The 12,196-nt window shown below is 51.6% G+C and carries 11 protein-coding genes; 5 read left to right on the top strand and 6 right to left on the bottom strand.

The features are described 5' to 3' along the window. Nucleotides 1-144: 144 nt before the first annotated feature. Nucleotides 145-336: a hypothetical protein gene (locus tag ABIC79_RS14560; protein WP_013578136.1), complete on the bottom strand. Its 192-nt coding sequence runs from the start codon at nucleotides 334-336 to the stop codon at nucleotides 145-147. Nucleotides 337-640: 304 nt separating this feature from the next. On the opposite strand from ABIC79_RS14560, the gene ABIC79_RS14555 reads away from it, so the two are divergent. Continuing rightward, nucleotides 641-1,747: an ABC transporter substrate-binding protein gene (locus tag ABIC79_RS14555; protein WP_121019898.1), complete on the top strand. Its 1,107-nt coding sequence runs from the start codon at nucleotides 641-643 to the stop codon at nucleotides 1,745-1,747. A 66-nt stretch (nucleotides 1,748-1,813) separates the two neighbouring features. On the opposite strand, the gene ABIC79_RS14550 is transcribed toward ABIC79_RS14555, so the two are convergent. Further along, a complete protein-coding gene (locus tag ABIC79_RS14550; RefSeq protein ID WP_013578138.1) occupies nucleotides 1,814-2,416 on the bottom strand; it encodes a glutathione S-transferase in 603 nt (200 codons plus the stop codon). A gap of 4 nt (nucleotides 2,417-2,420) precedes the next feature. Then, nucleotides 2,421-3,272 (bottom strand): alpha/beta fold hydrolase, encoded by an 852-nt coding sequence (locus ABIC79_RS14545; RefSeq protein ID WP_014416672.1) that lies wholly within the window; start codon nucleotides 3,270-3,272, stop codon nucleotides 2,421-2,423. Nucleotides 3,273-3,373: 101 nt separating this feature from the next. Here ABIC79_RS14545 and ABIC79_RS14540 point away from each other — a divergent pair, with 101 nt between their 5' ends. The 3 genes from ABIC79_RS14540 to btsR all read left to right on the top strand — a co-directional run bounded on the left by ABIC79_RS14540 (nucleotide 3,374) and on the right by btsR (nucleotide 6,905). After that, entirely contained in the window at nucleotides 3,374-4,270 is an 897-nt protein-coding gene (locus ABIC79_RS14540; RefSeq protein ID WP_013578140.1) for a LysR family transcriptional regulator, read from the top strand. A 233-nt stretch (nucleotides 4,271-4,503) separates the two neighbouring features. Continuing rightward, nucleotides 4,504-6,192, top strand: coding sequence for a sensor histidine kinase (locus tag ABIC79_RS14535; RefSeq protein ID WP_013578141.1), 1,689 nt, complete (start codon nucleotides 4,504-4,506; stop codon nucleotides 6,190-6,192). Continuing rightward, the gene (gene btsR / locus ABIC79_RS14530) at nucleotides 6,186-6,905 is read left to right on the top strand and encodes a two-component system response regulator BtsR (RefSeq protein WP_013578142.1); all 720 of its coding nucleotides are present in this window, start codon (nucleotides 6,186-6,188) and stop codon (nucleotides 6,903-6,905) included. Before ABIC79_RS14535 ends, btsR begins: the two co-directional genes overlap by 7 nt. 30 nt (nucleotides 6,906-6,935) lie before the next feature. Here the strand turns inward: btsR and yjiA are convergent, their stop codons facing one another. The 3 genes from yjiA to ABIC79_RS14515 are packed head-to-tail and all read right to left on the bottom strand — an operon-like array spanning nucleotide 6,936 to nucleotide 10,338. Further along, entirely contained in the window at nucleotides 6,936-7,907 is a 972-nt protein-coding gene (yjiA, locus tag ABIC79_RS14525) for a GTPase (protein WP_119262316.1), read from the bottom strand. A 13-nt stretch (nucleotides 7,908-7,920) separates the two neighbouring features. After that, the gene (locus ABIC79_RS14520) at nucleotides 7,921-8,124 is read right to left on the bottom strand and encodes a YbdD/YjiX family protein (RefSeq protein ID WP_013578144.1); all 204 of its coding nucleotides are present in this window, start codon (nucleotides 8,122-8,124) and stop codon (nucleotides 7,921-7,923) included. A gap of 60 nt (nucleotides 8,125-8,184) precedes the next feature. Continuing rightward, complete coding sequence (locus ABIC79_RS14515) at nucleotides 8,185-10,338, bottom strand: carbon starvation CstA family protein (RefSeq protein ID WP_119262315.1); 2,154 nt, start codon at nucleotides 10,336-10,338, stop codon at nucleotides 8,185-8,187. 367 nt (nucleotides 10,339-10,705) lie between these two features. On the opposite strand from ABIC79_RS14515, the gene ABIC79_RS14510 reads away from it, so the two are divergent. Further along, nucleotides 10,706-12,142: a glycoside hydrolase family 1 protein gene (locus tag ABIC79_RS14510; RefSeq protein ID WP_119262314.1), complete on the top strand. Its 1,437-nt coding sequence runs from the start codon at nucleotides 10,706-10,708 to the stop codon at nucleotides 12,140-12,142. The last annotated feature ends 54 nt before the right edge of the window (nucleotides 12,143-12,196 follow it).

Below are 12,196 nucleotides of genomic sequence, written 5' to 3'. Positions count from 1 at the left end.
CACTTTACCTCGCAAAATAGTCGCGTTAACCGGCCGTTAGCCAACGAATAATAATCATAGTCGAGGATGAAAAAGAGGGCGATCTTGTCGGATATTAAACCCCGGCACAGAGGCCGGGGCATTCACGGAAAAATTATGCTGGCATCAGGAAGAGGAGGTGAAAAAAACCAGAGAGATAATGAAAGAGACGAGGGTCCCGATGAGCAGCATGCATTTGCTCGGCGTGAAGAACTTCTTGTTCTGATTGGCTTTATAAGCCTTGATTAATAACCACAGCATCACGATGCCAATGATAATAAATATTACGCCACCTGATATACTCGCGACTGGAGCCATATAAGTATCCTTCTCATCGGTAAATTTTAATTATAGCTCAGCATCTGAGAAGCGTTTTCCGCTTCATATTAACAGTTATCACCCGAACTCACCTCAGGTGCTCCCTTTTGTCCGACCTGCGGCAACATGCAGTTGTGACTGTACTGATGCAGCCGACCAAACGTATAATATCCCGCCGCGATGAGGGCATGGCGGTATTACCGGGTTACGGCGACTTAAGTTAAATAAACCGTGCAATAAACCGGTTGCTATAAAAATAATTTTCAGCCTCAGATAATAATCACACAATACCTAAGGGAATTAAATGAAGTTACTTCATGGTTTGCTTTTTATGCTGTCAGTCGTCATAACCGGACCGTCCGGTGCCGCAACAACGACACTGACTGATGTTCTGGGAAATAAAATAACCTTAGAAACCCCGGTGAAAAGAGCGGTATTAGGTTTCTATTTTGAAGATTATATGGCGGTCGGTGGTGAACAGGCATTTGATCATATTGTCGGTATCTCCCGCGAAGCCTGGCATGGCAAAGTCCCTGCGAACTGGGATATGTATATTAAATACCGTCCGTCCATCGCCAACATTCCGGATATCGGCGAAATCGACCTGCACAACGTGTCGCTGGAAAAAGTGATTAGCCTGAAACCGGATGTGGTCATTTTAGCCAGCTGGCAGTACGCCGCCCTGAAGTATGAAGTCACGCAGCTTCAGAGCCTGAATATCCCGGTTGTCGTGCTCGATTACAATGATCAGACAGTGGAAAATCATGTGAAATCCACGGAAATTATCGGGATATTAACCGGCCAGGCTGGTCGCGCGAATGAGCTTGCCCGGCTTTATAAAAATAACATCACGCTGATTGAAGACAGGATCAGACAGGCGAATCTGCCGAAGCCAAAAGTCTATATTGAGTTTGGCAATAAAGGTCCGGCGGAGTATTCATTTACCTATGGTGAAAATATGTGGGGGGTGATGCTGCGTCTTGCAGGTGGTGAAAATATTGCGGCACCTTTCGTTAAACAGTGGGGCGAAATTAACCCTGAGCAGTTGCTGGTTGCCAAACCGGATGTCATTTTTATTTCCGGCAGGGAGAACAATAAAGTCGATAAGGCGTTAGAAATGGGCATCGGGGTCAATGAAGCTACAGCAAGAGCAAAACTCAACGGATTTGCTCACCGTGACGGCTGGAGTTCATTACCGGCAATTAAAAACGACAAACTCTTCGGGGTTTATCAGGGGGCATCACGGACGCTGGTGGATTTCACCATGGTGCAGTTTATCGCCAAGTCCCTTTATCCTGATTTATTCAGGGATATTGATCCGGTGAAAAACTATCACGATTATTATAAAAAATACCTGCCTGTCATGCCGGTGGGAACCTTTGCGTTATCGGCCAGTGAGAAACCACACTGATCGTGGATTTTCCTGTTAATCGATCCCTTTCAATCCATTTGCTCTCTTTGAAAGGGATCGGTGTACTTACACCCTGGGTGTTGCCAGAAATTGCGGTCGCTGTTCGGCCCGCTGTGTGAAGCTGTTCGCTTGCGCATACTGGTCGGCGTTCATGATATCTGGCAGCATCGATACCGTAAAACTCCAGGCAACGGCGATGCTGATACCGGCTACAGTCAGTATATCAGGGGCGCTTTCCTGCAGGCTGTCATCAAGCATTTGCCATGTCCCCCGGAGCTGTCGGGTCACCCGATCAACCCAGGGCTGATGTTGCTTTTCCTCCGGCCTGAGGCGTCGTTCGTAAACGAGTTGCACCGCTTTTTCACAGGCTGTCAGAGCAAGTCCCGTGAGGCATAATTCCCGCAGGCCTTCCGGCCCGGACTCGGGGGGATTGCCAAGAGAGCGGGTGGACAGTTTCTCCAGATAGCTGATGATTAAGGTTGAGTCCATCAGTACCTGATTGTCTTGCGTGATAAGCGTGGGGACTTTGACCGCCGGGTTAATTTTCACCAGTGTCTCAAAATCGGCAAACACCGAGAGCGGACGATGTTCGAAATCAATACCCAACACTTTCATACAGATAGCCACGCGTCTGACATAGGGCGAATCCAGCATTCCGATCAGAACCATAGTGTTACCTCACCTCATTTTTGTTAATAAATTCGACTACCTGTCTGGCTACAGGCAGTGGAGCATCTTCCATCAAAAAGTGTCCGGCCTGCTCATAGATATGCAGCGTGGAAGACGAAATATCGCGTTGCAGACGCTGGCTATATTCAACGGGCTGCCATTCATCTTCTTTCCCCCATAAGATCTGTACGGGCAGATTCAGAAGAGGGAGCTTCTCCGCAAAGTCTGCCGTGTAACAGGAATTATAGTGAGCGACCTGATGTTGATAAAATGAGGCCTGCTCCACCACGCCACAAAGTGGCGCGAGATAACTCTCCAGCCGTTCCCCTGTCATCACTTCCTTTTTAAAAACGGCCATCTTTAGCTGGCGTGACATCGCAATACAATGTTGGCTGGCCGGTATCAATGCATATTCCGCATAATTATCCCGCATGTCTTTCCATGTAGGCGATGGCCAGGAGTCGTAGCTTGGAATATCGGCGAGGGTGAGTGTCTGGAGGCGGTCCGGGTAATCGAATGCCAGCCGAAGTGAAATTGCCCCACCGATGTCGTGACCCAAAAAGTGTGCTTTATCCAGTTGCCAGTATTCAAGCAGTCGTAGCAGAAAAGTCACCTGTGAGGCTACCGATGTATCCGTTTTCACCGGGCGTTCGGATGCGCCGAACCCTGGAAGGTCATACAGATGAACACGAAAGCCTGCGTCGACAAATATCGGGACGAGTGTCTGCCAGATGACAGAATGCGCAGGCGTGCCATGAACCAGAATCAGTGGCGTGCCTGAGCCGTGGACCCCCGTCGCAATGCGACAACCCTTTATCACAACGTGTTGAGTCAGTAATGGATTACAACCTGGCATAGTTTGCTCCGCTTTTATTCAGTCTGAGCAGGCTATCCGTTGACTGAATATGACGCCAGTGACATTCTTTCCCTCTGGTAACCCACTTTTGTCATAATAAAATGAATAAACGCCTCTCCGTTGATTCGCTCAGGGTGTTCAGAACCGTCGTTCAAACCGGCAGTATGAGCAAAACGGCTTCACTCCTCAGCCTGAGTCAGTCTGCTGTGAGCTGGAAACTCAGGCGACTTGAAGATCAGCTTCAGTGTCAGCTCCTGACACGTCACGCAGGGAAAGCCTGCCCGACTGAAAAGGGCAGCGTGTTACTCCAGCATGCGGTGAAAATACTCAGCGAACACGATAACGCTGTGGCCTATTTTTCACCTTCGGCATTGCGCGGAAAGCTCCGTGTTGGGGTAACTGAACACATTTCTCTGACAGAAGTGTGTTCAGTTATTGCTCTGTTCACTCACCATCATCCTGAGGTGGATGTCCAGCTGGTTGTTGAGCAAAGCCATCTCCTGCGTCAGCATTTTTCTGAGGGGGGACTGGACATCATTTTACACCAGGATTTCACGGGCATGGCCAGCGGCGAAGACAAGGTACTCTGGACAGAAAAATTATACTGGTGTGCACCTCCTTCGTGGCGGTATGCATCCGGTAATCGCCTTAAACTGATCACCTGGGGGACAGATTGTTTTTATCGCCGTATGGCTGAGGAGAAACTGAATCAGGCTGATATTACCTTTATGGTGATGCTGGAGTGCCCTTCAGTGGCAGGTATGCTTGCGGCGATAAATGCAGGCCTTGGGGTGGGAATAATGAATGAATTCAGCATCGCAAAACCGGTTAGCGATCTTTGCGAACTTGAACAGAGGATGCCGTTGCCGTCCGTGGATTGTCTGCTACGTGTGAACGAGCACCGCTATAACCCTGCAAGTGAGGCTTTCTGTCTGATACTGAGCCGGCTGATGCAGAGATCTGCTAAGGCGGGGGATATCAATAGCAGTCAGTCATGATTTTATCGGAGAGGCATGCGACTTTCTGATTCATTAATATCGGGTCGTGGTGGCTGCATAATACATATTACCGTTTGCTGAACGGCATCTTTAAATAGTTTTCTGATATTTCATTTAGAAGAATATTAAATTTAATTCGTCAATAAAAATATTCCCATTCTTCTGGCGGGTTCAAGGTAAATTTTATCTGAGCACGATATATTTTCAGCTTGTCGTATTTTGGATGCCCGGGAATGTACGAATTCAATTTGATATTGCTGCTGTTACAACAAATGTGCGTGTTTTTGGTGATTGCCTGGCTGATGAGTAAAACGCGGTTATTTATTCCGCTGGTTCAGGTGTCGGTTCGGCTGCCGCATAAGCTATTGTGTTACATCACGTTTTCCATTTTTTGCATTATGGGAACCTACTTTGGCCTGCATATCGAGGACTCTATTGCCAATACCCGCGCGATTGGCGCCGTGATGGGCGGGTTGCTCGGCGGCCCGGTGGTCGGGGGGTTAGTGGGGCTGACCGGCGGGATCCACCGTTATTCAATGGGCGGTATGACGGCGCTGAGCTGCATGATTTCAACCATCGCCGAGGGATTATTAGGGGGTCTGGTACACAGCGTTTTGATCAAACGTGGACGTATCGATAAGTTATTTAATCCTCTGGTAGCGGCTGGTGTCACCTTTGTTGCAGAAATACTGCAAATGCTAATCATCCTGCTTATTGCCCGCCCGTTTCACGATGCGCTTAATCTGGTCGGCAGCATTGCCGCACCGATGATGGTGACGAATACCCTCGGGGCCGCGATGTTTATGCGTATCCTGCTGGATAAGCGGGCAATGTTCGAAAAATATACCTCGGCGTTTTCGGCCACCGCGCTGAAAGTGGCCGCCTCGACGGAAGGCATTTTGCGACGCGGGTTCAACGAAGAGAACAGCATGAAAGTGGCACAGGTGCTGCTGAAAGAGCTGGATATCGGGGCTGTGGCGATTACTGATCGTGAGAAATTGCTGGCCTTTACCGGTATCGGCGACGATCACCATCTGGTGGGCAAACCCATCGCATCACAATATACCTGGCGTGCTATCGAGAACGATGAAGTGGTGTATGCCGACGGCAACGAGATGCCTTACCGCTGTTCACTGCATCCCAGCTGCAAGCTGGGTTCAACCCTGGTGATCCCGCTGCGGGGTGAAAATCAGCGGGTGATTGGCACGATCAAATTGTATGAGGTTCGCAACCGTCTGTTCAGCTCCATCAACCGCACACTGGGCGAGGGAATTGCCCAACTGTTGTCGGCGCAGATCCTCGCCGGTAAATTTGAGCAACAAAAAGCGTTGCTGGCACAGTCTGAAATCAAGCTGTTGCATGCTCAGGTTAATCCGCATTTCTTATTCAACGCCCTCAATACGTTAATGGCGGTGATCCGCCACGACAGTGATAAAGCCGGTCAACTGGTGCAGTACCTGTCGACCTTCTTTCGCAAGAATCTCAAACGCTCTTCTGAAGTCGTTACGCTGGCGGATGAACTGGAGCATGTGAATGCCTATCTGCAAATCGAGCTGGCAAGATTTCCGACGCAACTGAAGGTGGATTTACAGGTACCGGAGGCCTTTTCTGATCAGAGCCTGCCTGCTTTCACCCTGCAACCGTTAGTGGAAAATGCCATCAAACATGGCACTTCTCAGTTGCTGAGCAATGGCAATATTGTGATCCGCGCTTACAGTGAGGGCGAAATGGTGATCATCGAAGTGGAAGATAACGCCGGGTTATATCAGCCGGAAGAAAGCAGCGACGGGTTAGGTATGAGCCTGGTCGATAAACGTCTGCGGGCGCGCTTTGGCGATGATTATGGCATTACGGTCAGTTGTAAACCGGATGATTTCACCCGCGTCACGTTACGGCTGCCTGCGGAGGGTGCGCCATGTTAAGAGTGCTGATTGTCGATGATGAGCCGCTGGCGCTGGAAAATTTACGCTTACAGCTTCAGGATGAAAGCGATATTGAAATTGTCGGTGAATGTACCAACGCCATTGAAGCGATTGGCGTGATCCACAAAATCCGTCCTGACATTGTCTTTCTCGATATTCAGATGCCGCGCATCAGCGGGCTGGAAATGGTCGGTATGCTCGATCAGCAACATCGCCCGCACATCGTTTTCCTCACCGCGTTCGAGGAATATGCGGTGCAGGCGTTTGAACAGTGCGCGTTTGACTACTTACTCAAACCCATCCAGGCGGCGCGGCTTCAGAAAACGCTGGCGAGATTACGACTGGGCTATCAGGAGCAGGATGTCTCACAGTTACCGCAATATCAGCAGCCGCTGAAGTTTATCCCCTGTATCAGCAGTAACCGTATCTGGTTGTTGCAGCTTGAAGATGTGGCTTTTGTCAGCAGCCGGGTCGGCGGGGTGTATGTCACCGGACAGGACGGCAAAGAGACATTCACCGAACTGACCCTGCGCACGCTGGAAGTTCGTACGCCGTTGTTACGTTGTCACCGGCAATATCTGGTGAATATGGATTATCTGAAGGAGATCCGTCTGGAGGATAAGAACCAGGCGGAACTGCTGCTGCGTGATGGTCAGATTGTGCCGGTCAGCCGCCGCTATCTGAAATCACTGAAAGAGACGGTGGGGCTGTAAACCCCGCCGCTTTTCTTTTGGACACATGGGTCAGACAGGGCTGGCCGGACGCAGCCGGGCAAAGGCCGCGCGGATTTCGGTTTCGGGCAACTGCATGCCAATGAAAACTAACGCACTGCGCGGCGTTTCGTCCGGCAGCCACTCGCGATCCCAGTCGGCGCTGTAGAGGCGCTGTACGCCCTGAAACAGCAGGCGGCACGGGTGATCGGCTATCCATAACATCCCTTTATAACGCATCAGGTTATCGGCAAAACTGGCCAGCAGTTCTTCCATCACCTTCGATATCGCGGTCAGCGCCACCGGATAATCCAGTTCTACCACAATCGAGGAAACGGTGTTTTGCTGTGGCGCGAGGCGATGGAACAGCGGTCTGGCGGCGACCACGTCTTCCTCCAGCATAAATCCGCGGGTATCAAACAGCAGCGCCGGATCGATATCCCCCTGAACTGTTTTATAAACCGGTGCACGGGCATTAATGCGTTGCAGCCGCTCCGTCAGCTCAGGACATTCACCGGACACATCAGTTTTAGTCAGCAGGATACGGTCAGCGTAACCAATCTGCGACTGCGCCAGCGGGAACTGATCCAACTGAGACATGGCATGCACGGCATCCACCAGCGTGATAACGCCATCTAACACATATCTTTCACAGATGACTTCATGCGCGAAAAACGCCTGAAGGATTGGGCCGGGGTCGGCCATGCCGGTGCATTCGATTATCAGCCGGTCAAACTGCACCTCGCCTTTATCCACGCTGTCGAGCAAATCCAGCAGCGCCGATTCCAGCTCGCCCGAACGGGTACAGCAGATGCAGCCGTTGGATAAAGTGGTGATACGTGTGGCACGGTCGCCAATCAGCTGGTTATCGATGGGCATCTCGCCAAATTCATTCTCGATCACCGCAATTTTCATCTCGTGCCGGGTATGCAAGATCTGGCGTAAAAGCGTGGTTTTCCCGGCACCCAGGAAGCCTGTTAATACTGTGACTGCAATTGGCATCATAATTTTATTCCCCTTAACAACAGCGCATTCCGCCTTTACCATCCCCGCCGTAACGCGCCTGCTGACGCTCGCGGAAAAACTCCTCGTAGGTCATTGGCGGCGTATCCGGGTGGTTGGTCTGCATATGCAGGACGTAGGTGTCGTAATCCGGTATGCCCACCAGCATACGTGCGGCCTGACCGAGGTATTTCTTCGCCGCACCTAAGTTGTCAAACATACGTACTCCTTTGAATTTATGCTGAAAAGCCCCGCGGGTGCGGGGCTTTGAGGTAAACGGTCAGTGCCCGGAGGCGATTTTTATCCCTTCCGCAGGAACCGGCACATAAGGCGTTTCCTTATCGGTACGTTTGTCGGTTTTACGTGCCTGCAGGCAGGCGCGGATACCGTAGAAAATGATGCTGTACACCACAATCAGGAACAGAACACTCAGCCCGGCGTTGGTGTAGTTGTTGATGACAATATGGTGCATATTGCTGACTTGTTCTGGTGTCAGGTTCGCGCCGCCAGTGGCAATGCGTTCTTTATACTGACCGGCCATGTAGAAGAAGCCTTCCATCTGTGCATTGGTGCTGAACAGTTTCAGACCCAGCGCCCAGGTGGTGCAGATAAGCAGCCAGATGGCTGGCAGCATGGTGACCCAGATGTACTTCGTACGTTTCATTTTCACCAGAACGACGGTGGCGAGGATCAGCGCGACGGCGGCCAGCATCTGGTTTGAGATACCGAACAGCGGCCACAGACTTTTCACGCCACCCAGCGGATCGACCACGCCCTGATACAGCAGATAACCCCACAGCCCGACACAGCCTGCGGTGCCGATAATCCCGGCGATCAGTGAATCGGTTTTTTTCAGGAACGGGATAAAGTTACCCAGCAGATCCTGCAACATAAAGCGGCCGGAACGGGTGCCCGCATCCAGTGCGGTCAGGATGAACAGCGCTTCAAACAGAATGCCGAAGTGATACCAGAAGCCCATATCGGCCAGCGGCATAATTTTGTGGAACACGTGCGCAATCCCGACGGCCAGCGTGGGTGCACCACCTGCGCGGTTCAGCACTGAGGGTTCGCCGATGTCTTTCGCCGTTTGCATAATCTGCTCAGGCGAGATCACAAATCCCCATGAACTGACGGTTGCTGCAGCGTGCGCCGTGACGTCTTTCAGTTGCGCCAGAATCATCGGCGCATGATCACCGCCCAGTTCGTGCAGGTTTGGCATGATGATGCCCAGACCGGCTGGCGGGGTATTCATGGCGAAGTACAAACCCGGCTCGATGATTGATGCCGCGACCAGCGCCATCACCGCCACGAAGGATTCCATCAGCATTGCGCCGTAACCGATAAACCGGGCATCGGTTTCGCAGGCCAGCAGTTTAGGCGTGGTGCCGGAGGCGATCAGTGCGTGGAAACCAGACACCGCACCGCAGGCGATGGTAATAAACAGGAACGGGAACAGGGCGCCTTTCCACAACGGACCTGTGCCGTCGATGTACTGGGTCAGGGCCGGCATTTTCAGTTCCGGATTGAGGATCACGATACCGATCGCCAGCCCGACGATAACGCCGATTTTCAGGAACGTTGCCAGATAATCACGCGGCGCCAGAATCAGCCACACCGGCAACAGAGCGGAGACAAACGCATAACCAATCAGGGTGAAGGTAATGGTGGTGTCTTTGAAGGTCAGCGCCGGACCCCAGTAAGGATCGCTGGCGATAACGCCCCCGAACCAGATAGCCGCGACGAGCAGGATCACGCCAATCACCGAGATCTCACCCACGCGACCCGGGCGGATAAAGCGCATGTAGATGCCCATAAACAGGGCAATCGGCACCGTAGAACACACGGTAAACACGCCCCACGGGCTTTCAGCCAGTGCTTTCACCACGATTAAGGCCAGCACCGCCAGAATAATAATCATGATCAGGAAACAGCCGAACAGGGCGATAGTGCCCGGCACCGGCCCCATCTCTTCTTTGATCATCTCGCCCAGGGACGCGCCGTTACGGCGTGAAGAGATGAACAGCACCATGAAGTCCTGCACCGCACCGGCCAGAACCACACCGGCCAGCAACCACAGAACGCCCGGCAGATACCCCATTTGCGCGGCGAGCACAGGTCCGACTAACGGACCCGCCCCGGCGATAGCGGCAAAATGGTGGCCGAACAGTACGTTGCGGTTGGTCGGCACATAGTTCAGGCCGTCATTGTTGATTACCGCAGGCGTCGAGCGCGAAGGGTCGAGTTTCATGACCTTTTGCGCGATATACAGGCTGTAATAGCGATAGGCCACCAGATAAACCGAGACAGAGGCCACGACTATCCATAAGGCGCTGATATGTTCACCCCGCCGCAGGGCAACCACACCCAGACAGCAGGCACCGAGGAGAGCCACAATCATCCACGGTATGTGCTTGAATAATGCTTTTTTATTCATAAATAACCCGGTTATTTTAAAAGACTCACGAAATACCCGTCTCTGTTTTCTTTATTAAGGACCGCTTTCAGAGAGGCAGGGACCTGTTTTGTTACACACTTTACTGCCCGCATAGGGTGCCAAATTCGCAGGCGCGCAGGGGGGAAACTTGGTAAGCGGTCACAGAGGGAGATAAGCGGTTATTACGCGGAATAAGCGGTTCAGGGAGCGATTAATGCAGCAAAATCTGTGATTTAGATCACTGCACCGGTTATGCCTGAAAGCCCGGGCATCGGCGTAACTTTTGTGGCAGAGCCGTGTTTTGACAGGTAAATTATTCATTTGCTAAATGATCCGAGGGATCAATCAACACATTCAGGGAGTTTTTATGAAAGGTAAGTTTCCGCAAGGCTTTATGTGGGGCGGGGCAACGGCGGCCAATCAGGTTGAAGGTGCTTACGATAAGGATGGCAAAGGGCTGTCGATTGTCGATGCGATTCCGGGTGGCAAAGCGCGTCTGAACATCGTTTCCTCACCGGAGTTTGATTTCACCCTTGATACTGCAAACTACACGTATCCCAATCATAAAGGCATCGATCACTATCATCGCTTTCAGGAAGATATCGCGCTGTTCGCGGAAATGGGATTCAAATGTTACCGCTTTTCTATCGCCTGGACCCGCATCTACCCGAACGGTATTGAGCAGGAACCTAACGAAGCGGGGCTGAAGCATTATGATCAGGTGATTGATGCCTGTATTGCGCACGGCATCGAACCGGTGATCACCATTTCCCATTATGAGATGCCGCTCCATCTGGCTACCGCGTTTGGCGGCTGGAAAAACCGTGAACTGATTGGTCACTTTGAGCGTTTTGCCCGCACGGTGCTGACCCGCTTTGGGCATAAAGTGAAGTACTGGATGACTTTCAACGAGATCAACAGCGCGGCGCATTTCCCGATCATGAGTCAGGGGCTGACGGTAAAAACCGGCGCGCTTGAGGCGCAGGCGAAATTCCAGGCGTGGCATAACCAGTTTGTCGCCAGCAGTCTGGCGGTCAAAATCGCCCATGAAACCAACGCACAGATTCAGATTGGTTGCATGATCCTGTTTGCCACCAACTACGCTTATGACTGTAATCCGGTTAATCAACTGGAAACCCTGAAAGAGACGCAGGCGTTTAATTTCTACTGCGCCGACGTGCAGGCCGGTGGTAAATATCCGTATTACGCCAAAAGTTTGTGGAAGTCTCAGGGTGTTGAACTGGATATTCAGCCGGGTGATTTAGCGCTGATTAAAGAACATACGGTGGATTACATTGGTTTCAGCTACTACATGTCTTCAACCATCAACAAAACCAATCCTGATGCGGTTTCGGCGCAGGGCAACTTGCTTGGCGGCGCGCGCAATCCGTTCCTCGAAGCCAGTGAATGGGGCTGGGAAATCGATCCGGTCGGCCTGCGTATTGCCCTCAATCAGCTGTACGATCGCTATGAAAAGCCGTTGTTTATTGTCGAGAACGGGCTGGGCGCCGTCGATAAGCCGGATGAAAACCACTTTATTGCCGATGATTACCGTATCAACTATCTGCGCCAGCATATTCAGGCGATGGCTGAAGCCATTGACGACGGCGTGGAACTGATGGGTTATACCCCGTGGGGATGTATTGATCTGGTGAGTATGTCTACCGGTGAGATGAGTAAACGCTACGGTCTGATTTATGTCGACCTCGACGATAAGATTTCCGGCACCGGTAACCGTTACAGGAAGAAATCGTTCCACTGGTATCAGAAAGTGATCGAGACGAACGGCGCAGATATCAGCTGATATTCCCCCGCCAGGTTTGAAAACAGTCCGGGTGATAGCCGGACTGTTTTCACC

Origin of the sequence: Rahnella sp. 2050 (assembly GCF_040544515.1) — a bacterium.
GTDB lineage: Bacteria > Pseudomonadota > Gammaproteobacteria > Enterobacterales > Enterobacteriaceae > Rahnella > Rahnella aceris.
This window is presented reverse-complemented; position numbering and strand designations above follow the sequence as displayed.